This window comes from Streptomyces sp. NBRC 110611 (assembly GCF_001590865.1).
In the GTDB taxonomy this organism is placed as follows: Bacteria; Actinomycetota; Actinomycetes; order Streptomycetales; family Streptomycetaceae; genus Streptomyces.
Window position 1 is genome coordinate 443,712 of record NZ_BBUY01000003.1, and the last position, 26,538, is coordinate 470,249.

Below are 26,538 nucleotides of genomic sequence, written 5' to 3' on the forward strand. Positions count from 1 at the left end.
GATGGACGCAATGATTGAAGGGATCCGTCATGCCTCTCGCACTCCTGGCTCTCGCCATCGGTGCATTTGGGATCGGAACGACCGAGTTCGCGGTTATGGGCCTGCTGCCCGACATGGCGGTCGGCTTCGGCGTCTCCATCCCGCTTGCCGGGTATGCGACGACCGTCTACGCCCTCGGCGTGGTCATCGGCGCGCCCCTGATGACCGCTCTCGGCACACGCTTCACGCGCAAGCAGATGCTGTTGCTGCTGATGGGCCTGTTCATCGTGGGCAACCTGCTCACGGGGGTCGCACCCAACTTCTGGATCATGCTGGCCGGCCGGATCGTCGCCGCGTTCGCGCACGGTGCGTTCTTCGGCATCGGTGCCCTCGTGGCCGCCGACCTGGTCGCACCGGAGAAGCGTGCCGCTGCCATCTCGCTCATGTTCAGCGGCCTGACCGTCGCCAATGTCGTGGGCGTACCGGCCGGCACGATGCTCAGCCAGCAGTTCGGCTGGCGCACCACCTTCTACGCCATCGGCGTCCTCGGCGTGATCGGCCTGCTCGGCATCGTCAAGCTGGTCCCAGCGGAGCGGGCGAGGGCGGCCGCTCCGATAGGCAGCGAAATCGCGGTCTTCCGTAATCCGCAGGTCGGTCTCGCGATGCTGATGACGATCCTCGGATTCGGCGGGGTCTTCGCGGCCATCACCTACCTCGCCTCGATGATGACCGAGGTCACCGGCTTCGCACCGTCCTCCGTCATCTGGCTGACGGCCGTCTTCGGCCTCGGCATGGTCGCCGGCAACCTGATCTCAGGACGCTTCACCGACCGCGCGATGATGCCGATGCTCTACGTGTCGCTGGCCGGCCTTGCGCTCTCGCTGGCCGCTTTCACCTTCACGGCGCACGACAAACTCGCCGCGACCGTCACCATCGCGCTGATCGGCACCTTCGGCTTCGCGACCGTTCCGCCGCTGCAGAAGCGGGTGATGGACCAGGCGGCGTCGGCGCCCACCCTCGCCTCGGCCGGGAACATCGCGGCCTTCAACTTCGGTAACGCACTGGCTGCTTGGCTCGGCGGGATCGTCATCGCCGCGGGCCTCGGCTACACCGCGCCCAACTGGGTGGGCGCGCTGATGGCGGTCGCGGCGCTCGCCGTGGCGGTATTCGCTGCCGCTCTGGAGCGCCGTCAGAAGTCCCTCGGTCACACGGTGGCCGCGGGCGGCCCTGGCGCCATCGCCGACGAGCCCATACCGGCAGCACACCGCTGACGGCCCCGGCCGCCGTACGGTCACCGACAGCCCGCACCACCCCGCATCACGGCGCCACATCATCACCCCGTCGCGGCACCGCCACCACGCACTCCCACCCACCCGTACAGCCAGTTCCCCCACGCCAAGAGCGGGGCTGACACCACACCCCCGGAAGGAAACCTCATGTCCACCACCCCCACTCCCACCTCTACCTCCACCCCCAACCCCGCTGCTATCCCCACTCCGGCGGTCCGCCCCCTGACCACCCGCGAAGCCGAGCGACTCATCCAAGCCTCGGTACGGGCTGCCGACGGCCTCGGAGTTCGCGGCAGCATCACCGTCCTGGACGCGGGAGGGCAACTACTCGGCTTCCGACGGGATGACGGCGCCGTGCTGATCTCCGGGGAGACCAGCACCCGTAAGGCCTACACCGCACTACAGATGGACGCTCCGACCGCCGACCTGGTCGACCTCGTACGGCCCGACGGGCCCTTCCACACGCTGCCGACGGCGCTGGACCGGCCGCTGCTCTTCATTGCAGGCGGTGTGCCGCTCCACCGCGACGGCCGGCTGATCGGCGCGATCGGCTTCGGCGGCGGAGCCCCCGAACAGGACCACGAGATCGTTACTGCAGCAACAGCGGAGGGCGGTCTCTCCTGACGACGGCCCGGCGGTCACGAGGGCGTCCAGGTTCGTGTCGAGATCTCCCGGCAGCTCGGGTTGGATCTGTGGGCCGCCGGGCTGACCGAGGACCATGTGGCGGCGGACTTCGATGGTGCACCCCGGTTGTCCGGAGTGCGGTTCGCGCCGGCCCTCGGCGCCTGTCCGGCAGTCCGTGGAACCGGCCGGGATTCTCGCGTCGGTCCCGTGTTCCGTGGCAGTGAATGCCGATCACCGCCTCAGTGACCTGGCCCTGTACGCATACGCGGGGCGTGATCTGTGTGAGGCATACGAACCTGTCCGTACCGATCGGTAATCCCTCGCTTTTCTGCGAGGGGATCGCCCTGAGTATCGGCCGGAAAACGCGCTCTGTGGGGAGGGTTGAGGTTAGCGGAAGGGGTTCGCGGAGTTTTCGAAGATCAGGGCTTGTGGTTTCCACTGCTGCCGGTATGGTCGGGTCCGGGGTGGCGGGGTGAGGCCCCCGTGGGTCGCCAACGGCGGGCAAGGTCCGTCAGCCTAGCGGTGAAGTGGCCCGTGACACTCGGACTTCCAACTATTTGTCCGTTGCGGTGGTCCGCGGTGGCATGCTGCTGACGGGGCACCTGTTCCGCCTCTTGCAGGGGGTGGTGGTTGTCCGCTTTGGAGAGTCTTGCCGGAATCACTCGAGTCGATGAAGAATTCCGGAGCAGGACGGGGGAATTCCGGGCAGTTCCGAACCACAGAAGTGCGAAGACAACCGTAAGGCGTTCGAGGCGAGGCAGACCATGGACGTTCCGACCACCACATCGGCCGATGGCGGTTCTTCTGGCGGCAATGGCGGCAATGGGGGCGATGGGGGTTGGTTCACTCCGTCAGCGAAGAAGTCCCCCGCGGAACAGGAAGAAGATCAGGGGCGTCACAACGTCCAGGGGAGCCGACAGGACGGGAATCGCGGGTCCGAGCTAGGCGACCGGGGTGGGCCGTGCGATCGGGGTCGGTTGAGCGGCCCGGGTCGGTCGAATGAGCGGAGCGGACCGGACGATCGTGCGGAACACGGCGGCGCTGGCCAGCGGTACGAGCGGTACGGGGCGCACGAGGGGAACCGGCGGAACGAGGAAAGTGATCGGGCTGATCGGGTTGGTCGGGCGGAATGGTGTGGGCGGGAACGGATACCCAGCCGGCCGGTCAATCCGATCCGGCCAGTAGGCACCGCTGCCGAGCGTGGGCGAGAGGCGGAGGCGCCGCAGCCGTACCAGCCGCAGTGCGACGCGAGGGATCGTCAGCCGGGCGCCCCGGTGCCGGCCCCCGAAGCGGAGCCGGACAGAGCCGCCGAGCCCACCGGGGACGCCGGACAAGCCCGCGACCGTCGGCCGGTGAGTCCGCCTTTCTGGGAGCACCGGCCCGCCTGGAACCACGAGCCCGAGCCCATACACGAAACGGCACGGACCCCGGTCGTTCCCGCAGATGCCGCCGCGGAGGCCATCGCCGCGGACGCCGCCCTCCCGGGCTCCATGCCTGCAGGTCCTCTCCCTCCAGGCTCCCCGCCCCCCGAGTCCACCTCCCGGACCGCCGCCTCCCACGCCCCTGACGCTGTCCCCGCTCCTGCCCCCGCCCCCGCCCCCGCGCCGACCGTCTTCACCCACGCCGCCCCCCAACAGCGCCCCACCCCTCCCGCCCCCGCGCCCTCCCTCCAGGCCGTGGAGGCCTCGGCCGCCACCTCCGCAACGCCCGCCTCACCCGACGCGATTCTCATCCGTCGCACCATGGCCGAGATCAGGCCGGTGGCCGACAAGGTCACCTCGTACTTCTACGCGCTGCTGTTCGTCCAGCACCCCGACCTCCGGGCGCTGTTCCCCGCTGCGATGGACGTCCAGCGTGACCGGCTGTTCAAGGCGCTGCTCACCGCCGCCCAGCATGTCGACGACGCCGATGTGCTCACCGCGTACCTGGCGAACCTCGGCCGCGGGCACCGCAAATACGGCACCCTGCCCGACCACTACCCGGCCGTCGGAGAATGCCTCCTCAGCGCGCTCGCGCGCTATGCGCCGTCCAGCTGGAACCCGGAGACCGAGGCCGCATGGGTGCGCGCCTACACCGCGATCTCCCAGATCATGATCGACGCGGCCGCGGAGAACGAGGCAGTGGCGCCCGCGTGGTGGCAGGCGGAGGTCGTCTCGCACGAACTGCGCACATTCGATATCGCGGTGGTCACGGTCCGCCCCGACCAGCCCTATCCGTTCCTCGCCGGCCAGTACACCAGCGTCGAGACGCCCTGGTGGCCGCGGGTCTGGCGGCACTACTCCTTCGCCTCCGCGCCGCGCTCCGACGGCCTGCTCTCGTTCCACGTGAAGGCCGTCCCGGCCGGTTGGGTCTCCAACGCCATGGTTCACCGTGCCCGTCCCGGCGACGTCATCCGGCTCGGTGCGCCGGCCGGTTCGATGACCGTCGACCACTCCACCCGCAGCGGTCTGCTGTGTGTCGGGGGCGGTACCGGCATCGCGCCCATCAAGGCCCTGGTCGAGGACGTCGCGGAACACGGTGTCCGGCGCCCGGTGGAGGTCTTCTACGGCGCCCGCAGCGGCCATGACCTCTATGACCTCGACACCATGCTCCGTTTGGAGCGGACCCACCCCTGGCTCGCGGTGCGCCCGGTCGTCGCCACCGGGCGCACCGCCCGTGGCGGGATCAGCGCCGAAACCGGCCAACTCCCCGACGCGGTACGGCTATACGGGCCGTTCAGCGAGTACGACGCCTACCTTTCCGGCCCGCCGGGGCTGATCCGCAGCGGCGTGGATGCTCTGGTGGGGGTCGGCATCCCGACCGACCGCATAAGGCACGACTCAGTGGAAGAGCTGGTCTCGGCTGGAGACTAGAGGTCTCGACAGCGCAGGGTGGCAACCGGCCGAGAGGGGAAGGGGAGGGGCGTCGGCGGTCGCTGACCCGGTCTGTGCGACGGTGCCAGAGCCCGACCCGGCCGGCTGTTCAGCCCAGATCGGGTGCGTGCATCGCCCGTACGCCCTCGATGTTGCCGTCCAGGTAGTGCCGCAGTGACAGCGGTACGACCTCGACGGAGGCGATGCCGACGCGGGTGAAGGGCACCCGGACGATCTCGTAGTCCCCGCAGGGCTCCTCGACCTCGGGGCCGTGGCGGCGCGAGAGGTCCATCGAGTCGAGCCGGCAGACGAAGAAGTGCTGTACCTTCACGCCGTCCACCCCGACGTCGCTGAAGTGCTCGACGGTGTCCACGAAGACCGGCACGACGTCCGTGATCTTCGCACCCAGCTCTTCGTCCAGCTCGCGGTGGAGGGCGTCGATGACGGTGGCGTCCGCGGGCTCGACCCCACCACCGGGAGTGATCCAGTACGGGGCCCGGCCGGGCTTGGTGCGCTTGATCAGAACGAGATCATCACCGTCGAGCAGAATTGCGCGGGCGGTGCGTTTGACGACTGGCCGTACGGTCATAGTCGACAGATGCCGCAACCACGCCCTGGTGAAACCCCTGCCCCTCGGTCACCAGTCGACGGCGGACCGCAGCAGCCACTCGTGCGCCCGGGCGATATGCGGCAGACCGAGCGTCCCGGTCCGTACGGCGAGAAAGTACGTGCGCAGCGGGGGCACCGGCGGGTCGAGCAGGGCGACCACCGCGCCGCGGCCCAGCGCGTCGGCACACAGATAGCGGGGCAGTACGGCGAGCCCCGCGCCGGCCGTGACGCAGGTCAGCACCGCGCGGAGGTCCGCCGCGATAACGGCGGCGGAGACCGCGGGCTCGGCGTCGAAGACGGTGGACCAGTAGCGGGCGATCAGCGGCAGGCTCTCGTGGACATCGACCAGCGGGACCGGGTCCAGTGCGTGGAGGCCCCCGGCCTGCACCGTGGCCGGGTCGCCCAGCCGCGCCGCCCAGCGTGGCGCGGCGATCAGTACGTGTTCCTCGTCGCAGAGCGGGGTGGCGGTGAGCAGCCCACCGCGCGGCCGGGTGGTGGTGACGGTCAGATCGTGGTGGCCGGCGGCCAGGCCGGTCAGCAGTTCGTCGGCGGAGCCGAAGGCGGTCCGTATGGACAGGCCCTGGGCGACGAGCGGGGTCAGGGCAGGGAGCGCGCGTTCGGCGAGGAACTCGGGAGGTCCGGCGAGGTGGAGGGTACGGGCGACCGAATCGCGGTCCAGGCCGGTCTCGGTGATCGCGGTGAGGGCGTCCAGATGTGGCGCCACTTTGTGGGCGAGCTCGTCGCCGATGGTGGTGGGGGTGACGCCACGGGCGTAGCGGAGGAAGAGCGGGCGGCCCAACTGCCGCTCCAGGGCCCGGATCTGGCTGGTCACGGCGGGCTGGGAGAGGCCGAGTAACGCCGCGGCGCGGGTGAAGGAGCCGGCTCGGTGCACCGTGACGAAGGTGCGCAGCAGAGCCAGATCCATCGCGTACCTCCTGCGCCGCTGGGAAGCCTGGTCGCGGGCCAACTATAAATTTGTCGATAGGGCAGTGTCGCTAGCGTGATTGGACACTGACGCTCAGTCAACTAGCCTTGTTCAGGCGGTTCGTTTCACGTGAAACATCCGGTCATACGGTTTCACGTGAAACACGTGGACGAGTGCCACGCGGAGCCGCGGCCGGCGGGGCGACGAGGGGGGATGTCCCGCCGGCCAACTGGTCAGTGCTGTGCGGCCACATCCAGCGCGCGGGTCACATCCGCGATCAGATCCTCCGGCTCCTCGACGCCGACCGAGAAGCGGATGAAGCCCTCGGGTACGGCGTCGCCGCCCCAGCGGGCGCGCCGTTCGGCGCTGGACCGTACGCCGCCGAAGCTGGTGGCGTCGTCGACGAGGCTCAGCGCGGCGAGGAAGCGCTCCGCATGTGCCCTGTCCGGCAGCGTGAAGGACACCACGGAGCCGAAGCGGCCGGGACGCATCTGCCGGGCGGCGAGCTGATGGGACGGGTCGGACGGCAGTCCGGGGTGGCGCAGACCGGTGATCTCGGGGCGGTCCGCCAGCGCCGTGGCGAGCGCCAGCGCACCGGCCGACTGCTGGCGGACGCGCAGGGCGAGGGTGGCGAGTGAGCGGTGCGCCAGCCAGCTCTCCATGGGCCCGGGGATCGCGCCCACGGTCTTGCGCCACAGCCGTACGGAATCGGCGAGCGCGGCATCGCGGGTGGTGGCGTACCCCAGCAGGACATCGCCGTGGCCGGTCAGGGCCTTGGTGCCGCTCGCCACGGAGAAGTCCGCGCCGAGGTCGAGCGGGCGCTGGCCGAGCGGGGTGGCGAGAGTGTTGTCGACGGCGACCAGTACGCCCTGGCGGTGTGCCGTGTCGGCCAGTCGCCGGATGTCGCAGACGTCGAGTCCGGGGTTGGAGGGCGTTTCGATCCAGAGCAGCCGGGCGCCGTCCAGCGCGTCGAGCTGTGCGTCGTCGGCGGTCGGCGCGGTGCGGACCTCGATGCCGTAGCTCTCCAGGCGGGTGCGGACGGCCGGCAGCAGCTGGTACCCGTCGCTGGGCAGTACCACTGCGTCACCGGAGCGCAGTTGGGAGAAGAGAACAGCGCTGATCGCCGCCATCCCTGAGGCGAAGGCGACGGTGTGGGCCTCCTCGTCCGGCGATTCCAGCTCGCCGATGGCCTGTTCCAGACGGGTCCAGGTGGGGTTGCCGTCCCGGCCGTAGGTGTAGGGGCCGAAGGCGTCGCCGGGGAGGTGGAAGTGCGCCGCGAAGACCGGCCCGGGAAGGGCCGGCTCATAGGCATCGGACTCCGGAAGCCCGGCTCGTACGACGCGGGTGCCGTCGCCGGTCATGCGCTCTCCCGCTCCTGTGGGCTGTGCGGGGGCCGCGTGGTGTGCCGGCCGTCGTGCGCGGAGGTGCGGGCCGGGATCAGGCACCGGGCCGTGACCGCGGTGCGGACCGCGGTCAGCAGGCCGTCGCAGGCTTCTTCAATCATGTCCAGGCACTCCTCGAAACCCTCGAAGCCGCCGTAGTACGGATCGGGCACATCGAGGTCGTCCGCCGTTGTGTCTGCCGCGTCCGTCCCGCTCGCCGCATATGAGCGCAGCATCCGGACCTTGGCGGCGGCTTGTGGGTTGGGTGCCAGCCTGTGCAGCGCGCGCAGATGGCCGGAGTCCAGCGCGATGACCAGGTCGAGGCGGTCGAACCAGGAGGGGTGGAACTGCCGGGCGGTGTGGGCGGAGCGGTAGCCGGCCGAGCGCAGCACGGCGACCGTGCGGGGGTCGGCGTCGTCGCCCTCGTGCCAGCCGCCGGTTCCCGCGCTGTCCACCTCGATCAGACCGTCGAGTCCGTCCTCCGCCAGGCGGGCGCGGAAGACGGACTCCGCCATCGGCGACCGGCAGATGTTGCCGGTGCAGACGAAGCAGACGCGGAACGGGTCGGTCACGGTTCAGTCCTCATCGGGGAGGACCACATTCATCGCCCACGAGACGATGGAGATGATCACGCCGCCGAGCACTGCCGTCCAGAAGCCGTCCACATGGAAGGCGAGATCGGCCTGGCCGGCGAGCCAGGACGTCAGCAGCAGCATCAGCGCGTTCACGACCAGTGTGATCAGGCCGAGCGTGAGGATGAACAGGGGGAACGAGAGCAGTTTTACCACGGGCTTGACGACGAAGTTCACCAACCCGAAGATCAGCGCGACGAGGATCAGCGTGAGTACTTTCCGGCCTGTGTTCTCGCCGGTCAGCGTGATGTCCTTGAGCAGCCAGATGGCCACGGCAAGCGCCGCGGCATTGGCGATCGTCTTGACCAGAAAATGCTTCATGGTGAGATCGTCGCAGACGAGACCGAAACATCGAGGGGTGCGAACGGCATGAAGGCTTTCCGGCTGGATGAACTGGAAGCGGAACGGGCGGCGAACGACGGCGCGTATCTGCAGTTCATCAGGGAGCGCAACATGTCGGTCGGGCTGTACGCGCTGGACGCCGGCAGTGTCGATCCGCAGCAGCCGCACCGCCAGGACGAGGTGTACTTCGTGGTCAGCGGGCGGGCGGCGATCACCGTCGGGGCCGAGACGGAGCCGGTCGCGCGCGGCAGCGTGGTGTATGTGCCGGCCGGGGTCCCGCACAAGTTCCATCACATCAGCGAGGATCTGCGGGTGATGGTGGTCTTCTCTCCTCCTGAGAGCTAAGGGGCGGGGTCCGGAACCCGTAGGGGAAGAGTCAGGGTAGGGCCAGGGTTGCGAAGCCCCCATGGCCTTCTTCCGCGGCCTAGCATCGTGGGTGATGGGAGAGCCGGAGTCGGCGAGGCGTCAGCGGCGCCGCGTGGAACGGCCGCCATCGGCGCGACAGAGAGCGCCAGGGACAGATAGCGCGGTACGGACACCGGCACAGACAGCGACACACAGAAAGCAGGGCAGAGCAGTGGCTGGTAAGGGGATAATCGCAGGGCTTCCGTGGTGGGTCACCTGGGTCGTGGTGCCTGTCATCCTGCTCGTGGTCTTCGGTGGAGTGCTTGCCACCGTGTTCGGCATCCTGATCGGTCTGCTGTTCAAGATCCTGATCGCCGCGGCCCTGATCGCCGGAGTCGTCTACCTCGTCCGCAGGGTCACCGGCTCGTCCTCCTCGTCGAAGAGCGACTGGTAGCCCGACCGGAGCGACGGGTAGGCCACTGGCCCCGCCCGCACGGCACCGTCCGCGCTCGGCGGCGCCCGGCGAACCGGTGGTGTTGGCAATGGTGAATGGTGAAGCCGTCGCTTGCCTCACCGTGAGCGGTCGGGGCGGCGGCACTCCGGCTGCTGGAGGCGGCGGCCGCGGGCCGGCGGTCAGCGATGAGTCGGAGCGGCCGCCGGTGGAGGGGTAAGCCGACTTTCGTACCGCGGCGCACGCTCATGCGATCGGGCAGTGTCCGCTCGCGCGGATTGACGAGGCCTCAAGAAAGAGGTCCGTCTCGCGCGGCACTCCGCCCAGCCGACAGCGCCAATCTCCATGCGTAGCACGGGCGATCCGTTGCGCCGCCTGGATACGGTCCGTCGCGGCCAGGCGGCCGTCGCGCCTCAGAAATATGCCCTGGGCATGGTGTGTTCGGCGATTCCCGTCCAGGGCAGGTCGGCGACCGCGACGCCGACGGCATCCCCTCTCGTCCCCTGAACTGCATCGATTGCGATCCGTCATGGAATGACTACGCAAAATGATGGAGGTGATACTAACGACGGTCGGCTTCTCTATCAGTATCTGAAAACTCACTCCTTGTGATCTTCCTGTCCGTGCCAGACGATGGCGTCCACAGGGCTATGGGGGACGTTTCCCGGCCATCTCCGATCGAGTGCGGGGCAGTAGTAGATGACCGACACAGTTCAGGCAGAAGTGATCATGAGCTTCGTCGTCTCGGAAGAGCTCGCGTTCCGGATTCCGGTGCAGCTGGACTTCGACAGCGCCGATCCGTACGCCGTCCGGCTCACCTTCGATCTGCCCGGCGATGCGCCTGTGACCTGGGCGTTCGGACGTGAGTTGCTGCTGGACGGGCTGAGCCGGCCGTCCGGTGAAGGCGATGTGCGCGTCGAACCGGCCTCCCCCGAGCACCTCAGTGACGTCTTGATCAGCCTTCAAGTGGGCATCGAGCGCGCCCTGTTCCGGGTCAGCGCGGCGCCGCTGGTGGCGTTCCTGGACCGTACGGACCGGCTGGTGCCACTCGGCAAGGAGGAGGTCTGCGACACGCTCGAGGCGGTCCTGGACCGGATCCTCACGGAGGCGCCCGCCGGCTGACCTCGCCACCCGCTGCATCGCTCCCTCCAGCGCCGCCCCGGGGGCATCGGCCCGGGAACGCCGGCCCGTGCCGGGCGCCCCAGGGCCGACCCGTGCCGGTCTCTCCGGGTGTGCGAGTCATGCCGCGTACCCGGGGCTCCCGTCGTCCGCCGTGGGCCTGTACGCTCCCCCGCTTGTCGTGGTCCCGTACGTTTCACCGCTTGCCGTGGGCCTGTACGTCTCACCGCTTGCGCCGGCGGCCGCGTCCGCCCCGCCGTCGGGATCGGCCGCCCGCGGCCTTCGCCCCGCTCCCCGGTCCCGGCCCCGTGTCCGTACCCCCCGACGCGTCCGGCGTGCCGAGCCGCTTGCGGTCCGCCGAGACGACCAGGGTCGCCAGCAGCGTCGTCAGGGGGACGGAGGCGACCAGGCCGATGCTGCCCACGAGTGTGCGGACAATCTCCTCCGCGATCACCTCGCTCGACGCGACCGTACCGACGCTGCTCTGTGCGATCGAGAACAGCAAAAGCAACGGAAGTGCGGCGCCCGCATAGGCCAGGACGAGGGTATTGACCACGGACGCGATATGGTCCCGGCCGATCCGCATCGCCGCTCCGTACAGCGCCCGGCGGCCGGCCGACGGATCCGCCTCCTTCAGCTCCCACACCGCGGCGGTCTGGGTGACCGTCACATCGTCGAGTACGCCCAGTGACCCGATGATGATCCCTGCCAACAGCAGACCGCGGATTTCGAGGCCCGGATACAGGCCGTGCACCAGGCTGGTCGTGTCGTCCGTTTCCCCGGTCAGCAGCGCCCAGTTGATGAACAGCGAGCCGAGCAGCCCGATCAGCAGCAGCGAGGCCAGGGTGCCGAGCACCGCCACCGACGTCCGGGCCGTCAGCCCATGGCACATGTACAGCGCGATCAGCATGATCGCGCTGCCCCCGACCACCGCCACCAGCAGCGGATTGGAGCCCTGCAGGATCGCCGGGAGGATGAACAGCGTCAGCACGATGAAGCTGGCCGCCAGCGCCACCAGCGCGAGCACTCCGCGCAGCCGGCCGACGACCACCACCGCGAAGGCGAAGACTGCCGCCAGCACCCACATCGGAAGGGTCCGGTCGACATCGGTGACCGAGTACTGGAGCTCCTTCGGCGCCTTCGGCGAGTACGCCACCACCACCTCCTGCCCGGCCGTATAGCGCCGCAGGGCGTCCGGCGTCACCACCGTCCGGAAGGTGCGTCCGGCGTTCTCTCCCGTGGTGACCTTGATCGTCGCCTGCTGGCAGGGCTTGTCCTCGGCCGTTCGCCCGGCAGGTGGCTGCTGCCCGGTCGGCGATGGCGTCCGGGGCGGCTGCTGTGCGTGGACATCCGCGCAGTTCACCTCCACCACCTTGACGACCCTGGCCTGCTCCGTCGGTTGGTCGAAGCCGACACCGGACGGTTTGTGGGGCGGGGCACCGCCCGGCCAGAGCACGACCAGTCCGACCGCCACCGCGGCCGCGAACGGAATCAGTACCGCCGCGATGACCTTGCGCAGATGACGGGAAACGGGAGCGGCAGGGCCGTGCCCGTGGGTGTGGGCATGCGGGACGGAGTGGTGGTGCGACTCGTGAGGGCTCACGGCGAGATCATCGCAAGACTTCATGGGGGCCCCTGTTCACCCCGCCGTAACGGCCGCTACCGTGGTGGCACCTTTGCAATCGCGGGAGCTCGGAGCACCGGGCTGAGAGGGCGCTGACCGCCATCCCAGCGATGTTTCACGTGAAACGTCGACGGATGGGAGCCGCTGCGTCGACCGCCGAACCTGTTACCGGGTAATGCCGGCGTAGGGAGTTGGGTCTTTATGACTCTGCAGGATGCACGCACGCCCACACACGACAACGGTGCCGACGACAGCAACGAGCCGCGGATCGGCTGGCACAAGGGCTATATCTCCGGATCACGGCCGGATCTCCGGGTCCCGGTCCGGCGGGTGCACCTCACCAACGGCAAGGACGTGACGCTCTACGACACGTCAGGGCCGTACACCGACCCCACTATCGAAACCGACGTCCGCCGGGGCCTCGCGCCGCTGCGGGAGAACTGGATCATCGCCCGCGGTGACACCGAGGAGTACTCGGGACGCCCCCTGCGGCCGGAGGACGACGGCCTCAAGCACACCTCACCGCGTGGTGGCCTCAAGAACCTCGACGCGGTCTTTCCCGGCCGTCCCCGCCAGCCGCGCCGTGGCCGTGACGGCGCGGTGGTCACTCAGCTCGCGTACGCACGACGCGGCGAGGTCACCGCGGAGATGGAGTACGTCGCACTCCGCGAGAACGTCACACCCGAGTTCGTCCGCGACGAGATCGCGGCCGGGCGCGCGGTGCTGCCGGCCAACGTCAACCACCCGGAGATCGAGCCGATGATCATCGGTAAGAACTTCCTGGTGAAAGTGAACGCCAACATCGGGAATTCGGCGGTCACTTCCTCCATCGAGGAGGAGGTGGAGAAGATGACCTGGGCGACCCGCTGGGGCGCCGACACGGTGATGGACCTCTCCACCGGCCGCAACATTCACACCACCCGCGAGTGGGTGCTGCGCAACTCCCCCGTCCCGATCGGCACCGTCCCCCTCTACCAGGCGCTGGAGAAGGTCGACGGCAAGGCCGAGGAGCTGACCTGGGAGATCTACAAGGACACCGTCATCGAGCAGGCCGAACAGGGCGTCGACTACATGACGGTGCACGCCGGAGTGCTCCTGCGGTACGTACCGCTGACCGCCCGCCGGAAGACCGGCATCGTCTCCCGCGGCGGCTCGATCATGGCTGCCTGGTGCCTGGCGCACCACAAGGAGTCGTTCCTCTACACCCACTTCGAGGAGCTTTGCGAGATCCTCGCTGCGTACGACGTCACCTACTCGCTCGGTGACGGCCTGCGCCCCGGCTCCATCGCGGACGCCAACGACGAGGCGCAGTTCGCTGAGTTGAGGACGCTCGGCGAGCTGAACACCCTCGCCAAGCGGCACGGCGTACAGACCATGATCGAGGGGCCGGGCCATGTCCCGATGCACAAGATCAAGGAGAACGTCGACCTCCAGCAGGAGATCTGCGAAGAGGCCCCGTTCTACACGCTCGGCCCGCTGACCACCGACATCGCGCCCGCCTACGACCACATCACCTCCGGTATCGGCGCGGCGATGATCGCCTGGTGGGGCACCGCGATGCTCTGCTACGTCACGCCCAAGGAGCATCTGGGCCTCCCGGACCGCGACGACGTCAAGACCGGTGTCATCACCTACAAGATCGCGGCCCATGCGGCGGACCTGGCCAAGGGCCACCGTGGCGCCCAGGAATGGGACGACGCGCTCTCCGACGCCCGCTTCGAGTTCCGCTGGGAGGACCAGTTCAACCTGGCCCTGGACCCGGACACGGCCCGCGCCTTTCACGACGAGACGCTCCCCGCGGAGCCGGCGAAGACGGCCCACTTCTGCTCGATGTGCGGTCCGAAGTTCTGCTCGATGAAGATCAGCAGAAGCATCACCGAGCAGTTCGGCGGTGAGGAGACCGGCGCCACGGACGAGGAGATCGCCGACGGCATGCTCCAGAAGTCCAAGGAGTTCGCGGCCTCGGGCAACCGGGTCTACCTGCCGCTGGCGAACTGAGCCCGGCGAACGTACCGGCCCGCGACCTCATGGGGGAGGCACGGGCCGGTACGTCGTGAGCGGATTGCCGAAGGGCGACGCCGCTTCCGGTCGTCCGCCGCAAGCCCCAGGGTTCGGGCGAGGTGCCTGGTCATAGCCCGAAAGGGCGGAATCCGGGACCGGCGCGGTCTCTGCGAGGGGCGCGGTGGAAGACCTACCGGCGGCGGTACAGAGCCGTCGGCGGTGCGGAGCCGCCTTGTCCGTGCTGTCCCGACCGGGAAAGGCAGAGATGATGCTGACGAAGAAGAACGCGGCGGCGGCGCTCACGGCCGTGGTGGTGGCCGGCGGCGTGACTACCGGAAGTGCCTGGGCTGCGGACACACCCCGCCCGAAACCCCAGCACAGTTCGCCCCGTCATGCGGGCGATGCCTCCGAGTGCCGGGGCGCGGGTCCCCAGCAGCAGAGCGAGAGTGCTCCCATTCTCGGTGGACTGGTGACCGGCGGGCTGCTCGGTGAGGCGTTCGGCAGGTCTCATCTCTGCAGGATCGAGGTCTCCGTCGTCGACCGTGAACCGGGGCGCAGCGACGTCCTCTCCTGACGGCGGCCCGCTCGACCGCCGCTGCGGCACGGCTGCCCCGGCTCGGCTACTCCGGGGTGTGGTCCGTGCCGCCGTAGTCCGGGCTGGTGAAGTCGGGGCTGGAGTACCGCGGGCGGGAGGCCGATGAGCCGCGGTCGGGGCTGGTGAATTCGGGACGGGTGTAGCCGAGCGTGGGGATGCGGCTCTCGGGAGCCGGGGTGCCGCGCGGGGGATAGCCGACAGGGGCGTCGTCCGGACCGGAGAGCTGGTCGGAGGTCGGGCCGGCGGCCCGGTTGTCGGTCGGGCCGGCCAGGGCCTCCCGGAGGAACGGCAGAAGACCCCGCTCCAGAAGGGCGTGCCGCCAGGCCTCGCGGGCGGCGTCCAGCGCCTCGCCCACCTCCTCGGCTCTGGCGCTCTGCGCGGACGGGCCGTTGCGCAGTGCCGTGACGAGCAGGCCGCCCATCGCGACGAGGGCACCGGCGGCGGCGAACGCCGCGAAGATCCAGCCCACGCTGATCAGAGACTGTGCCAGGGAAGTGTCGGGGCTGATCACGCGCAGGACGTAGCCGATGAGCAGGAAGAGCACGGCGGCGATACCGGCGAGGACCGGGGCGAGGACGCAGATCATCGCGGCCAGTCCGGCGCCGGTGCTGTCGGCCTCGGCCACGGGGGTGCCGGTGGCCGGACCCTGTCCTTCACCGGCCCCCTCGTCCGGCGCCGGGCCGTACGCGCCGGTGCCGGACGGCCCGGACGCCGGCGCGCGCGATGCGGCGCGCAGGTGTACGAACCGCTGGTATTCGGCCGTGGCGCAGGCGGCGATGGCGGTGGTCGCGTTGAGTGCCATGGTGCGCAACTGCTCGGTGGTGAGGTGCTTTCCGGCGGCGGCGCCGGGGTCGTCCGGGCGGTTTTCGGCGGTACGCAGCGCCTCATCGAGGAGCCGCGCGAATTCCGCGCGGTCCTCGTTCAGCAGGTGCGGAGCGCTGTTCATGTGCATCCCCCGATGCTCCGTAGGGCCGTACGGCCGGCGTGGGCCGGGCGGTGGGCGGAAACGGAGGAGAGCCTGCTACGGATAGACCGATGGTAGAGCGCCTCCGGCGTGGGGTGACAGAGAGTTTGCGGAAATTGAGTACTGCCACGACCGGATTCCGCCCGTGCCGCCTCCCGTTTCCGCCCCGACCGGCCGCCCGCCGGTCCGCCCCGCACCTGCCCCGGACTGCTCAGACGGCCACGGGGAGTTGAACGACCAGCAGCTTTCCGGCCATGGTGATGCCGCCGTCCATGGCGATGGCCAGACCGTCGGCGTAGACATGCGGACCGTCGACCGTGATGCCGTCGCTCTCACCGTCCTCCGTGCCGACCTCGCCCAGCAGATACGGGATCGGGCTGTGGCCGTGGACGACGCGGTCGCCGCCGTACGTGTCCAGGAGTTCGCGTACGGCCTGGGCGCCGGACGCCTCGTCGCGGAAGGCGAAGCGCTTGGTGAACTTCCGGAAGAGATCCCAGACTTCGTCGGCGTCACTGCGGGTGAGGATCTCGTGGACGGTGTCGTTGACGGCCTCGATGGAGTCGCCGTAGTCGAGGTAGGCGGTCGTGTCGGAGTGCACGAGCAGATGCCCGTCCTCCTCCATCACGGCGTCCAGGCGGGCCATCCACTGGAGATGGTGGTCCTCCAGGCGGTCCATGTCGTTCTTCTGGCCGCCGTTGAGGAGCCAGGCCGCCTGGAAGGAGGCGGTGCCGGCGCCGGACTGGACCGGGGTGTCGCCGAACCGCTTGGCGCCCAGCAGCAGCAGCTCGTGGTTGCCCATCAGGGCCTTGCAGTAGCCGCCGGCCGCCGCGGCCTGTGCGGACAGCTGCATGACCAGGTCGATCACGCCGATCCCGTCCGGGCCGCGGTCGGTGAAGTCGCCGAGGAACCAGAGCCTGGTGTTGCCCGCCGCCCAGTTGCCGTCGGCGTCGATCAGGCCCTCGGCGGCCAGGGCCTCCCGCAGCTCGTCGTGGTAGCCGTGCACATCGCCGACGACGTACAGCGGGCCCGGGCCGTCGGGCGCGGGCGAGTCGGGTGCCGCTTCGGGGGCCGGGACGACGGCCGGGCGGTCGATGAGGGTGTCCGTACGGCCCGGGGTGACGACGGGGAGGTCGCGGGCGGTCGGGGTGTAGTCCTCGGCGGGTGGTGCCGCCGGCGGCACCACGGGGGGCACCGGCGGGGGGCCGGCGGGCGGGACGGGGAAACCGTCGGATGTGCCGGAGGGCGTTCCGGGCAGCGGAGCGGACTCCGGAGTCTGTCCCGCCATGGTCCACACCATGGGTCCCTGACTGGCCCCCTGAGTCATCGACCCCTCCACCGTCGCGCCGCCGTGCACCTCTCGGACCCGTGCCTGGTCGACGGCGGTCCGCGGTGTCGTCCGCCCATCATAGGAATGCCGGTCGCGGGTTGTGACGCACCCGGGGGTGATCAATACGGCGGGGCCCGGCATTCGCAGCTGTTTTCTCCCGGGATCACCCTGTTTTTTCCGGCAGGCGGGGGGCGCCCGGAGCCGGCCGGTACGCCCGTCCGTATGCGGCGGCCTGCTCAGTCGCGGGCGGGTCCCCGTGGCGGGCTGACGGTCGTCCTGGGGGAGCGTCGCTGCGACGAGGTCCGCACGATCAGATCGGTCGGTATCACCTGTTCGATGGGCCGCCCGTTGTCGAGCCCCTCGATGGCGTCGATGAGGATCTGGACGACGGCGGTGCCGATGCGGCGCGGCTTGAGCGACAGGGTGGTGATGGGCGGCTCGGTGTTCGCGTAGACCGTGGACTCGCTGCAGCAGACCAGCAGCAGGTCCTCCGGTACCCGCAGGCCGTAGCGCCGGGCGGCGGCGAGCAGATCGGTGCCGTTGGGGTCGAAGAGCCCGTAGACGGCGTCCGGCCGGTCCGGGCGGGCCAGCAGCCGGTCCGCGGCGACGGCGCCCGCGCACGGGTCGTGCGCCGGATAGGACTCGTACACCGGGTCCTGGCCGACCCGCTCGCACCAGCGCAGATAGGCGGTGGTCGACAGGCGGGTGTAGGTGTCGGTGGTGGTGCCCGTGAGCAGGCCGATACGGCGGGCGCCGGCGTCGGCGAGGTGGTCGAGCAGGCCGAGGACGGCGGCCTCGTGGTCGTTGTCGACCCAGCCGGTGACCGGCAGGGTGCCGCCGGGGCGGCCGTCGGAGACGACGGGGATGCCGTGCCGGACGAGTTCGGTGACGACGGGGTCGCCGTCCGCGGGGTCGATCACGACGGTGCCGTCCAGCGCGACGTTGGACCACACGTCGTGGCGGGACGTCGCCGGGAGGATGACCAGGGCGTATCCGCGGGCCAGCGCGGCGGAGGTGGCGGCTCTGGCCATCTCGGCGAAGTACGCGAACTCGGTGAAGGTGAAAGGTTCATCCCCGTACGTGGTGACGGTCAGGCCGAGGAGCCCCGACTTGCCGGTACGGAGCGTGCGGGCGGCCGCGGACGGGCGGTAGCCCAGCCGGTCGGCCACCTCGCGGACATGGCTACGGGTGGCATCCGGAAGCCGGCCCTTGCCGTTGAGCGCGTCGGAGACGGTCGTGATCGACACACCGGCTGCGGCGGCCACGTCCCGGATGCCCGCCCGTCCCAGTCGGCGACCGGTCGACCGGCTCACCTGGTGCTTCCCTGCTGCTGTCATGGCGAGCCGATAGTAGGGCTCAATACGGCCATTCGCGGGGCGCGGCCGACGGCCACGGAAAGGCACGTTTCTGCAAGGTGATCACCCATCAATGTCCTGCTAAATCAAGGAAGTTGGCGATCATATTGATCGTTCAGGGGGAGATGTGCCGCCTCTGCCTGCCGATCGCTTCAGGTCTCGAAGAGGTCTCAAGTCACCTTGACGAGGGATGCGCGCCACGGCGCGAGCCACCGGCGCGCACTCACACGGGGAGCGCGACTGAGGTGCTGCGCGCGGTGCGGTCCTGGCAGCGGGCGCCCGGGCGCGCGTGGGGTGCGGTGCCCGTACCGCTGACGGCTGGGGCTGCCGTCGGACGGGGCAATCCTCATAAGGTGTGCAGTATTGGAGATGAGCAGGACGGTTCGAGGAGGACCTGCGGTGAGCGAGAAGACCCCGAAGCTGCGTGCTGCGCTGGACGGCATTCCCACCTACAAGCCCGGCCGGCCGGCGCCCGCCGGTGAGGCCGTCACCTACAAGCTGTCCTCCAACGAGAACCCGTATCCGCCGTTGCCCGGGGTTCTGGAGAGCGCGGTGACCGCCGCCGGTGCGTTCAACCGCTACCCGGACCTGGCCTGTACGGGTCTGATGGCGGAGCTGTCGGAACACTTCTCGGTGCCGCTGGAGCATCTGGCGACCGGCACCGGGTCGGTGGGTGTGGCCCAGCAGCTGGTCCAGTCGACGGCCGGGCCGGGGGACGAAGTGATCTACGCCTGGCGGTCGTTCGAGGCGTACCCGATCATCACCCAGGTCTCCGGCGCCGCGTCCGTGCAGGTCCCGCTGACCTCCGGTGAGGTGCACGACCTGGACGCGATGCTGGCCGCGGTCACGGACCGTACCCGGCTGATCTTCGTCTGCAACCCCAACAATCCGACCGGCACCGTCGTGCGCCGTGCGGAACTGGAGTCCTTCCTGGACCGGGTGCCGGGCGACGTCCTGGTGGTGCTGGACGAGGCGTACCGCGAGTTCATACGCGACCCGGAGGTGCCGAACGGTATCGATCTGTACCGGGACCGCCCCAATGTCTGTGTGCTCCGCACCTTCTCCAAGGCGTACGGTCTGGCCGGGCTGCGGATCGGCTTCGCGGTGGCGCACGAGCCGGTGGCCGCCGCGCTGCGCAAGACGGCGGTGCCGTTCGGGGTGAGCCAGCTCGCGCAGGAGGCGGCGGTGGCGTCGCTGCGCAGCGAGACGGCGCTGATGGAGCGGGTCGACGCGCTGGTGGCCGAGCGCACACGGGTGGTCGAGGCTCTGCTCGGGCAGGGCTGGACGGTCCCCGAAACGCAGGCCAACTTCGTCTGGCTGCGGCTGGGGGAGCGTACGACCGACTTCGCGGCGGCCTGTGAGCGGGCCGGAGTGGTCGTGCGGCCGTTCCCCGGCGAGGGGGTACGGGTGACGATCGGCGAGACCGCGGCGATGGACCTGTTTCTGCAGGCCGCGGAGGAATTTCGCAAGGCGTTGTAAGCCGTTGCCGGCCATGTGGCGCTAGCAGGGCGCCGTAAGGCGTTGCGAAGCGAGACAAGGCTTTGCGCATCGAGGCCGTGGGTCTGCCGCCCGCGGCCTCCGGCGTGTGTACGCATGGTGTAAAGGTGCGTGACTGCAGTCACGCACCCCCGGGAGCGAAGGTTGCGAAGCCATGGGAGATAATTGCTTGTGAATGTGAACGCGTTCACAAGCTCGGTCGTTCCATCCCTGTATGTGCCGATTTTTGTGACGCGCACGGGACATTGCCCTGGGCAATGGCGACGTAAGGAGAGAAAGGGTGGAGCTGGCGTTGGCGCCAGAGACACTGGCGCGATGGCAATTCGGCATCACGACCGTCTACCACTTCCTGTTCGTCCCCCTGACGATCTCCCTTGCCGCTCTGGTGGCCGGACTCGAGACCGCATGGGTGCGAACGGGCAAGGAGAAGTACCTCCAGGCCACCAAGTTCTGGGGCAAGCTCTTTCTGATCAATATCGCGATGGGTGTCGTCACCGGCATCGTCCAGGAGTTCCAGTTCGGGATGAACTGGTCCGACTACTCGCGGTTCGTCGGTGACGTCTTCGGCGCCCCGCTGGCCTTCGAGGCGCTCATCGCCTTCTTCTTCGAGTCCACCTTCATCGGTCTGTGGATCTTCGGCTGGGACAAGCTGCCCAAGAAGATCCACTGCTTCTGCATGTGGATGGTCTCGATCGGCACGATCCTCTCGGCGTACTTCATCCTGGCCGCGAACTCCTGGATGCAGCACCCGGTCGGCTACAAGTACAACGTCGCCAGCGGACGGGCCGAGCTCACCGACTTCTGGAAGGTGCTGACCCAGGACACCACCCTGGTCGTCGTCTTCCACACGCTGACCGCCGCCTTTCTCACCGGTGCCGCGTTCATGGTCGGCATCGCCGCGTACCACCTGATGCGCAAGAAGCACATCAAGGTCATGCGGACCTCGCTGCGCCTCGGTCTGATCACGCTCGTCATAGCCGGCGCCCTCACCGCGATCAGCGGTGACGAGCTCGGCAAGGTCATGTTCCGGCAGCAGCCCATGAAGATGGCCGCGGCCGAGGCGCTGTGGGACACCGAACAGCCCGCGCCGTTCTCGGTCTTCGCCTACGGCGATGTCGACAAGGGCCACAACAAGGTCGCCATCGAGGTTCCCGGCCTGCTCTCCTTCCTCGCGCACAACGACTTCTCATCGCCGGTCCCCGGCATCAACGATGTGAACAAGGCCGAGCAGGAGAAGTTCGGGGCCGGCGACTACCGGCCCAACATCCCGGTCGCCTACTGGGGCTTCCGCTGGATGATCGGCTTCGGGATGACGTCATTCGCCATCGGGATCGCCGGTCTCTGGCTCACCCGTAAGAAGTTCTGGCTGTCGCCGGGGCTGCGCACGGGGGACGAGGAACCACCACACCTGGTGCTCACCAAGAACAAGGTGCTCGGTGCCCGGCTGAGCAAGTGGTACTGGTCGCTGGCCTTCGTCACCCTCGGCTTCCCGCTCCTCGCGAACTCCTGGGGCTGGATCTTCACCGAGATGGGCCGCCAGCCCTGGGTCGTCTACGGCGTGCTGCGCACCTCGGACGCGGTCTCCCCGGGTGTCTCGCAGGGCGAGGTGCTCACCTCGATGATCGTCTTCACCACGCTCTACGCGATCCTCGCGGTGATCGAGGTCAAGCTGCTGGTGAAGTACGTCAAGGCCGGCCCCCCGGAGCTCACCGACTCCGACCGCAACCCGCCCACCAGGATCGGCGGCGACAGCACGGACGCCGACCGGCCGATGGCCTTCTCGTACTAGGAGGCGACTGTGCAACTCCACGACGTCTGGTTCGTCCTCATCGCCTTCCTGTGGATCGGGTACTTCTTCCTCGAAGGATTCGACTTCGGGATCGGCGTCCTCACCAAGCTGCTCGCCCGCGACCGGCGCGAGAAGCGGGTACTGATCAACACCATTGGCCCGGTCTGGGACGGCAACGAGGTCTGGCTGCTCAGCGCGGGCGGCGCGACCTTCGCGGCCTTCCCCGAGTGGTACGCCACCCTGTTCTCCGGTTTCTACCTGCCGCTGCTGCTCATCCTCGTCTGCCTGATCGTGCGCGGTGTGGCCTTCGAGTACCGCGCCAAGCGGACCGAGGAGCGCTGGCAGCGCAACTGGGAACAGGCGATCTTCTGGACCTCGCTGCTGCCCGCGGTGCTGTGGGGTGTGGCGTTCGGCAACATCGTGCGCGGGGTGCGGATCGATGCGCACAAGGAGTACGTCGGCGGTCTGCTCGACCTGCTCAACCCGTACGCGCTGCTCGGCGGACTGGTCACGCTGACGCTGTTCACCTTCCACGGCGCGGTGTTCGCCTCGCTCAAGACGGTGGGTGACATCCGGGAGCGGGCGCGCAAGCTGGCCTCCGTCCTCGGCCTGGTCACCGCCGTGCTCGCGGTCGGCTTCCTGAGCTGGACCCAGGCCGAAAAGGGCGACGGCATCAGCCTGATCGCCATGGTCGTCGCGGTGCTGGCGCTGGTCGCGGCGCTCGGAGCCAACCGCCTCGGGCGAGAGGGCTGGGCGTTCGCCTTCTCCGGCATCACCATCGTGGCGGCGGTCGCGATGCTGTTCCTGACGCTCTTCCCGAACGTCATGCCGTCCACGCTGAACGAGAGCTGGAGCCTCACCGTCAGCAACGCCTCGTCCAGCCCGTACACCCTGAAGATCATGACCTGGTGCGCGGGGATCGCCGCTCCCCTCGTCATGCTCTACCAGGGGTGGACGTACTGGGTGTTCCGCAAGCGCATCGGTACTCAGCACATCGCCGAATCCCACTAGCCCGGGCTGAGGCCGCTTCCGCCCGGGGCGGCCTCAGCCGCGACCTCAGCAGTGGATGTTTCACAGGATGGAATGTTTCACGTGAAACCCGTCGACCCACGTCTGCTCCGCTATGCCCATGCCACTCGCGGCTTCCTCGTCGCGGTGGTGCTGCTCGGCCTGGCCGGGGCGGGTCTGGTCGTCGGCCAGGCGATGCTGATCGCCGAGATCGTGGTCGGTGCCTTCCAGCACGGCCTCGGTCCCGGCGGTCTGACCACCCCGCTGGTACTGCTCGCCGCGGTCTCCGTCGGGCGCGGTCTGGTCTCCTGGCTCACCGAGCTGGCCGCGCACCGGGCCGGCGCGGCGGTGAAGTCCGAACTGCGGATGCGGCTGGTCGAACGGGTGGTGCGGCTGGGACCCGGTGTACGGGTGGCGCGGCCGGGAGCGGGCGACGAGCCGGCACGGCCGGGGGCGGCCACCGGCACCGCGGCCGATGACCGAGGCGCGGAGATGCGTACCGGCGAACTGACCACCCTCGCCACCCGCGGTATCGACGCCCTGGACGACTACTTCTCCCGCTATCTGCCGCAGTTGGGGCTGGCGGTCGTCGTCCCCGTCGCGGTGCTCGCCCGGATCGTCACCGGTGACTGGATCTCGGCGCTGACGATCGTCCTCACCCTCCCGCTGATCCCGCTCTTCATGGTCCTGATCGGCTGGGCCACCCAGTCGCGGATGGACCGCCAGTGGCGGCTGCTCTCCCGGCTGTCCGACCACTTCCTCGATGTCGTCGAGGGGCTGCCCACCCTCAAGGTCTTCGGCCGGGCCAAGGCCCAGGCCCGCGCCATTGGCAGCATCACCAGCGACTACCGCCGCGCCACCCTGCGCACCCTGCGGATCGCCTTCCTCTCCTCGTTCGCGCTGGAGCTGCTCGCCACCATCTCCGTCGCCCTGGTCGCGGTCGGCATCGGGATGCGGCTGGTCCACGGCGAACTGGATCTCTACACCGGCCTGATGGTGCTGGTCCTGGCGCCCGAGGCGTATCTGCCGTTGCGGCAGGTGGGCGCGCAGTATCACGCCGCGGCCGAGGGGCTGGCGGCCGCCGAGGAGATCTTCGCAGTACTGGAGACGCCGCTCCCCACGCCCGGCACCGCGCCCGCGCCCCCGGGGACCGGGCTGGCCGTCGAGAACCTGGTCGTCCGCCACCCAGGCCGGACCGCCGACTCGCTCCCCGCGACCTCGTTCGAGGTCCGGCCCGGCGAGACCGTCGCGCTGATCGGGCCCTCCGGAGCCGGTAAGTCCACGCTGCTGAGCGTGCTGCTCGGCTTCACCGAGCCGTCCGAGGGCCGGGCTCTCGTCGACGGCCGGGACATCGCCTCGCTCGCCCCCGACAGCTGGCGGCAGCGGATCGCCTGGGTGCCGCAGCGGCCGCAGCTGTTCGCCGGCTCCATAGCCGAGAACGTACGGCTGGTACGGCCGGACGCGGACGACGCCGCCGTACGCACCGCTCTGGCCGACGCCGGCGCGCTGGACTTCATCGACGCGCTCCCCGACGGTATGGCGACTCGGCTCGGCGAATCCGGCGCCGGGCTGTCGGCCGGCCAGCGCCAGCGCCTGGCACTGGCCCGCGCCTTCCTCGCCGACCGGCCGATCCTGCTGCTGGACGAGCCCACCGCGAACCTGGACGGTGAGACGGAGGAGGCGATCGTCGCCGCGGTCCGCCGGCTCGCGGTCGACCGTACGGTCCTGCTCGTCGTCCACCGGCCGGCGCTGCTGGCGGTGGCGGACCGGATGGTACGGCTGCCGGATCCGGCGGCGGTGCCGGGACCGGCGGCGGTTTCACGTGAAACAGCGGGCAGCGCATCCCCAACGTCCGCACCGCTCCCGGCAGTCGAGGCGTCCGACGGCGAGACCGCCCCGGCTTCCGGCCCCGCCGGTGGTCCGGTGCTCACCCGGCTGCGGCGGATGGCCCGGGCCCGTCGGGCGCGGTTCGCGCTGGCGCTGCTGCTCGGAAGTCTCGCCCTGGGCAGCGCGGTGGGGCTGATGGCGACCTCCGGCTGGCTGATCTCGCGGGCCGCACAGCAGCCGCCGGTGCTGTATCTGATGGTGGCGGTCACCGCGACCAGGGCGTTCGGCATCGGCCGCGCGGTCTTCCGGTACGCCGAGCGACTGGTCGCCCATGACGCGGTCTTCCGGATGCTCGCCGACGTACGGGTCGCGGTCTTCCGCCGCCTGGAGCGGCTGGCGCCGGCCGGGCTCAGAGAGCGTCGCCGCGGCGATCTGCTGTCGCGGCTGGTCGCCGATGTCGATGCGGTGCAGGACTACTTTCTGCGCTGGCTGCTGCCCGTCGGCGCGGCAGTGCTGGTCGGGGCGGGCGCGGTCGGTTTCACCGGCTGGCTGCTGCCGGAGGCCGGGGTGGTCCTTGCCGTCGGACTGCTGCTCACGGGCGTGGGCGTGCCGGCCCTCTCGGGCGCGCTGGCCCGGCGGACGGAGCGCCAACTGGCGCCTGCCCGCGGTCGGCTCGCCACGCGGGTGGTCGATGTGCTCACCGGCACCGCCGAGTTGACGGTGGCCGGCGCCCTTCCGGCCCGTACGGAATCGGTGCGCCGTGCGGACCGCGAGCTGACCCGGGTCGCCGCCCGCTCCGCCGCCGTGGCCGGGACCGGCGCAGGGCTCTCGGCGCTGCTGTGCGGGCTGACCGTCGCCGCGGCGGCGGTGGCCGGTGTCCAGGCGGTGCACGCGGGCCGCCTGGACGGAGTGGCACTGGCGGTTGTCGTGCTGACTCCACTCGCCGCGTTCGAGGCGGTGACCGGGCTGCCACTGGCCGTGCAGTACCGGCAGCGCACCCGGCGCGCCGCCGAGCGGGTCTTCGAGGTGCTGGACGCGCCCGAACCGGTGCATGAGCCGGTCGCGCCCGCGGAGCCGCCCACGACACCGTTCCCCCTGGTCGTACGGGATCTGGGGGCGCGCCACCCCGGTCAGGACCGGCCGGCGCTGGAGGGGATCGGCTTCACCTTGACGGCCGGTCACCGGCTCGCCGTCGTCGGCTCGTCCGGCGCCGGCAAGTCCACGCTGGCGCAGGTGTTGCTGCGCTTCCTGGACCGGGAATCGGGGGCGTACACGCTGGGCGGAGCGGACGCCCAGGCGGTGGACGGTGATGCGGTCCGGCGGCTGGTGGGGCTGTGCGCGCAGGACGCCCACCTCTTCGACAGCTCACTGCGGGAGAACCTCCGGCTCGCCCGCCGCGACCGGAGCACCGGCGCGGAGGGCGACGACCATGACCTCTGGGAGGCGCTCGACCGGGCCCGGCTCGCCGACTGGGTGCGGGGACTGCCGGACGGGCTGGACACCATGGTCGGGGAGCACGGCGCCCGGCTGTCCGGTGGCCAGCGGCAGCGGCTGGCCCTGGCCCGTGCACTGCTGGCGGACTTCCCGGTGCTCGTCCTGGACGAGCCCGCCGAGCACCTCGACCTGGCCACCGCCGATGCGCTGACCGCCGATCTGCTGGCCGCGACCGAGGGCCGTACCACGGTCCTGATCACCCACCGGCTCACCGGCCTGGAGGCGGTCGACGAAGTGCTGGTACTGGAGCACGGCCGGGCCGTGCAGCGCGGCGGATACCCGGAGCTGGCCGCGGCGGACGGTCCGTTCCGGCGGATGCTGGAGCGCGAGCGGGCGGTGGACGCGGTGTACGGCGAGGCGGCGGGCGTACGGGCCGGCGCATAGCGCGGTACGGGCGGCAGGCGGAGGCGGTAGGAGCGGTAGGGGGCGGCAGGTACCAGGGCACCCAGGAGCCGAGCGCTCCCCGTTGCCCCATAACCGCACTTTCCTTGCAAATGCCCACTTATTA

General features: G+C 69.9%; 21 protein-coding genes and 1 riboswitch. Of the genes, 12 read left to right on the forward strand and 9 right to left on the reverse strand.

Going from position 1 to position 26,538, the window contains the following annotated elements; genetic code table 11:
• The first annotated feature begins 29 nt into the window (after positions 1–29).
• The 3 genes from AZE13_RS10185 (at position 30) to AZE13_RS33885 (ending at position 4,744) form a co-directional block, all read left to right on the forward strand.
• Positions 30–1,250, forward strand: coding sequence for an MFS transporter (locus AZE13_RS10185; RefSeq protein WP_066929241.1), 1,221 nt, complete (start codon positions 30–32; stop codon positions 1,248–1,250).
• A gap of 165 nt (positions 1,251–1,415) precedes the next feature.
• A complete protein-coding gene (locus tag AZE13_RS10190; RefSeq protein WP_079123860.1) occupies positions 1,416–1,892 on the forward strand; it encodes a GlcG/HbpS family heme-binding protein in 477 nt (158 codons plus the stop codon).
• A 764-nt stretch (positions 1,893–2,656) separates the two neighbouring features.
• Positions 2,657–4,744: a globin domain-containing protein gene (locus tag AZE13_RS33885; RefSeq protein ID WP_079123861.1), complete on the forward strand. Its 2,088-nt coding sequence runs from the start codon at positions 2,657–2,659 to the stop codon at positions 4,742–4,744.
• 109 nt (positions 4,745–4,853) lie between these two features.
• Here AZE13_RS33885 and AZE13_RS10205 read toward each other — a convergent pair whose 3' ends face one another.
• The 5 genes from AZE13_RS10205 to AZE13_RS10225 form a co-directional block, all read right to left on the reverse strand.
• On the reverse strand, positions 4,854–5,333 hold the full coding sequence (locus AZE13_RS10205; RefSeq protein WP_066929248.1) for an NUDIX domain-containing protein: 480 nt from the start codon (positions 5,331–5,333) through the stop codon (positions 4,854–4,856).
• Between the two features lie 48 nt (positions 5,334–5,381).
• The gene (locus tag AZE13_RS10210; protein WP_066929250.1) at positions 5,382–6,278 is read right to left on the reverse strand and encodes a LysR family transcriptional regulator; all 897 of its coding nucleotides are present in this window, start codon (positions 6,276–6,278) and stop codon (positions 5,382–5,384) included.
• A gap of 233 nt (positions 6,279–6,511) precedes the next feature.
• Positions 6,512–7,639: a cystathionine gamma-lyase gene (locus AZE13_RS10215; RefSeq protein WP_066929252.1), complete on the reverse strand. Its 1,128-nt coding sequence runs from the start codon at positions 7,637–7,639 to the stop codon at positions 6,512–6,514.
• Entirely contained in the window at positions 7,636–8,175 is a 540-nt protein-coding gene (locus tag AZE13_RS10220; protein WP_066929577.1) for a low molecular weight protein-tyrosine-phosphatase, read from the reverse strand. The genes AZE13_RS10215 and AZE13_RS10220 overlap by 4 nt, the downstream gene beginning before the upstream one ends.
• A gap of 60 nt (positions 8,176–8,235) precedes the next feature.
• On the reverse strand, positions 8,236–8,613 hold the full coding sequence (locus tag AZE13_RS10225; protein ID WP_066929254.1) for a phage holin family protein: 378 nt from the start codon (positions 8,611–8,613) through the stop codon (positions 8,236–8,238).
• A 48-nt stretch (positions 8,614–8,661) separates the two neighbouring features.
• Between AZE13_RS10225 and AZE13_RS10230 the strand changes: the two genes are divergently transcribed.
• From AZE13_RS10230 to AZE13_RS10240, 3 genes are all read left to right on the forward strand, one after another.
• On the forward strand, positions 8,662–8,979 hold the full coding sequence (locus AZE13_RS10230) for a cupin domain-containing protein (protein ID WP_066929256.1): 318 nt from the start codon (positions 8,662–8,664) through the stop codon (positions 8,977–8,979).
• Positions 8,980–9,211: 232 nt separating this feature from the next.
• The gene (locus AZE13_RS10235) at positions 9,212–9,433 is read left to right on the forward strand and encodes a DUF5326 family protein (protein WP_066929258.1); all 222 of its coding nucleotides are present in this window, start codon (positions 9,212–9,214) and stop codon (positions 9,431–9,433) included.
• Between the two features lie 696 nt (positions 9,434–10,129).
• A complete protein-coding gene (locus AZE13_RS10240) occupies positions 10,130–10,552 on the forward strand; it encodes an SsgA family sporulation/cell division regulator (protein WP_066929260.1) in 423 nt (140 codons plus the stop codon).
• A gap of 220 nt (positions 10,553–10,772) precedes the next feature.
• Here AZE13_RS10240 and AZE13_RS10245 read toward each other — a convergent pair whose 3' ends face one another.
• Positions 10,773–12,176, reverse strand: a complete 1,404-nt coding sequence (locus AZE13_RS10245; protein WP_066929262.1) for a YibE/F family protein — start codon at positions 12,174–12,176, stop codon at positions 10,773–10,775.
• A gap of 47 nt (positions 12,177–12,223) precedes the next feature.
• Positions 12,224–12,380, forward strand: a riboswitch (TPP riboswitch).
• Here AZE13_RS10245 and thiC point away from each other — a divergent pair.
• Positions 12,375–14,171 carry a phosphomethylpyrimidine synthase ThiC gene (gene thiC, locus AZE13_RS10250; protein WP_066929264.1) on the forward strand — a complete coding sequence of 599 codons (1,797 nt, stop codon included), beginning with the start codon at positions 12,375–12,377 and terminating at the stop codon, positions 14,169–14,171. (Overlaps the previous riboswitch by 6 nt.)
• A gap of 241 nt (positions 14,172–14,412) precedes the next feature.
• Positions 14,413–14,748 (forward strand): hypothetical protein, encoded by a 336-nt coding sequence (locus AZE13_RS10255; RefSeq protein ID WP_147264635.1) that lies wholly within the window; start codon positions 14,413–14,415, stop codon positions 14,746–14,748.
• A 46-nt stretch (positions 14,749–14,794) separates the two neighbouring features.
• Here the strand turns inward: AZE13_RS10255 and AZE13_RS10260 are convergent, their stop codons facing one another.
• The 3 genes from AZE13_RS10260 to AZE13_RS10270 form a co-directional block, all read right to left on the reverse strand.
• Entirely contained in the window at positions 14,795–15,721 is a 927-nt protein-coding gene (locus AZE13_RS10260; RefSeq protein ID WP_066929268.1) for a hypothetical protein, read from the reverse strand.
• A 223-nt stretch (positions 15,722–15,944) separates the two neighbouring features.
• Complete coding sequence (locus AZE13_RS10265; RefSeq protein WP_079123863.1) at positions 15,945–17,030, reverse strand: metallophosphoesterase; 1,086 nt, start codon at positions 17,028–17,030, stop codon at positions 15,945–15,947.
• Positions 17,031–17,296: 266 nt separating this feature from the next.
• Positions 17,297–18,397: a LacI family DNA-binding transcriptional regulator gene (locus AZE13_RS10270; protein ID WP_066929270.1), complete on the reverse strand. Its 1,101-nt coding sequence runs from the start codon at positions 18,395–18,397 to the stop codon at positions 17,297–17,299.
• A 417-nt stretch (positions 18,398–18,814) separates the two neighbouring features.
• Between AZE13_RS10270 and hisC the strand changes: the two genes are divergently transcribed.
• From hisC to cydD, 4 genes are all read left to right on the forward strand, one after another.
• Positions 18,815–19,894, forward strand: a complete 1,080-nt coding sequence (gene hisC / locus AZE13_RS10275; RefSeq protein ID WP_066929272.1) for a histidinol-phosphate transaminase — start codon at positions 18,815–18,817, stop codon at positions 19,892–19,894.
• 298 nt (positions 19,895–20,192) lie between these two features.
• Positions 20,193–21,701 carry a cytochrome ubiquinol oxidase subunit I gene (locus AZE13_RS10280; protein ID WP_066929274.1) on the forward strand — a complete coding sequence of 503 codons (1,509 nt, stop codon included), beginning with the start codon at positions 20,193–20,195 and terminating at the stop codon, positions 21,699–21,701.
• A 9-nt stretch (positions 21,702–21,710) separates the two neighbouring features.
• On the forward strand, positions 21,711–22,712 hold the full coding sequence (cydB, locus tag AZE13_RS10285) for a cytochrome d ubiquinol oxidase subunit II (RefSeq protein ID WP_066929276.1): 1,002 nt from the start codon (positions 21,711–21,713) through the stop codon (positions 22,710–22,712).
• Positions 22,713–22,793: 81 nt separating this feature from the next.
• On the forward strand, positions 22,794–26,414 hold the full coding sequence (gene cydD / locus AZE13_RS10290) for a thiol reductant ABC exporter subunit CydD (protein WP_066929585.1): 3,621 nt from the start codon (positions 22,794–22,796) through the stop codon (positions 26,412–26,414).
• Positions 26,415–26,538 lie beyond the last annotated feature (124 nt).

What these genes read in the sequence shown, in the direction of transcription:
- AZE13_RS10245 (WP_066929262.1), bottom strand. Translation starts at nt 12,176, where the DNA reads ATGAAGTCTTGCGATGATCTCGCCGTGAGCCCTCACGAGTCGCACCAC.
- AZE13_RS10185 (WP_066929241.1), top strand. Translation starts at nt 30, where the DNA reads ATGCCTCTCGCACTCCTGGCTCTCGCCATCGGTGCATTTGGGATCGGA.
- AZE13_RS10230 (WP_066929256.1), top strand. Translation starts at nt 8,662, where the DNA reads ATGAAGGCTTTCCGGCTGGATGAACTGGAAGCGGAACGGGCGGCGAAC.
- AZE13_RS10225 (WP_066929254.1), bottom strand. Translation starts at nt 8,613, where the DNA reads ATGAAGCATTTTCTGGTCAAGACGATCGCCAATGCCGCGGCGCTTGCC.
- AZE13_RS10265 (WP_079123863.1), bottom strand. Translation starts at nt 17,030, where the DNA reads ATGGTGTGGACCATGGCGGGACAGACTCCGGAGTCCGCTCCGCTGCCC.
- thiC (WP_066929264.1), top strand. Translation starts at nt 12,375, where the DNA reads ATGACTCTGCAGGATGCACGCACGCCCACACACGACAACGGTGCCGAC.
- AZE13_RS33885 (WP_079123861.1), top strand. Translation starts at nt 2,657, where the DNA reads ATGGACGTTCCGACCACCACATCGGCCGATGGCGGTTCTTCTGGCGGC.
- AZE13_RS10270 (WP_066929270.1), bottom strand. Translation starts at nt 18,397, where the DNA reads ATGACAGCAGCAGGGAAGCACCAGGTGAGCCGGTCGACCGGTCGCCGA.
- AZE13_RS10240 (WP_066929260.1), top strand. Translation starts at nt 10,130, where the DNA reads ATGACCGACACAGTTCAGGCAGAAGTGATCATGAGCTTCGTCGTCTCG.
- AZE13_RS10220 (WP_066929577.1), bottom strand. Translation starts at nt 8,175, where the DNA reads ATGGCGGAGTCCGTCTTCCGCGCCCGCCTGGCGGAGGACGGACTCGAC.
- AZE13_RS10210 (WP_066929250.1), bottom strand. Translation starts at nt 6,278, where the DNA reads ATGGATCTGGCTCTGCTGCGCACCTTCGTCACGGTGCACCGAGCCGGC.
- AZE13_RS10215 (WP_066929252.1), bottom strand. Translation starts at nt 7,639, where the DNA reads ATGACCGGCGACGGCACCCGCGTCGTACGAGCCGGGCTTCCGGAGTCC.
- AZE13_RS10205 (WP_066929248.1), bottom strand. Translation starts at nt 5,333, where the DNA reads ATGACCGTACGGCCAGTCGTCAAACGCACCGCCCGCGCAATTCTGCTC.
- AZE13_RS10260 (WP_066929268.1), bottom strand. Translation starts at nt 15,721, where the DNA reads ATGCACATGAACAGCGCTCCGCACCTGCTGAACGAGGACCGCGCGGAA.
- AZE13_RS10190 (WP_079123860.1), top strand. Translation starts at nt 1,416, where the DNA reads ATGTCCACCACCCCCACTCCCACCTCTACCTCCACCCCCAACCCCGCT.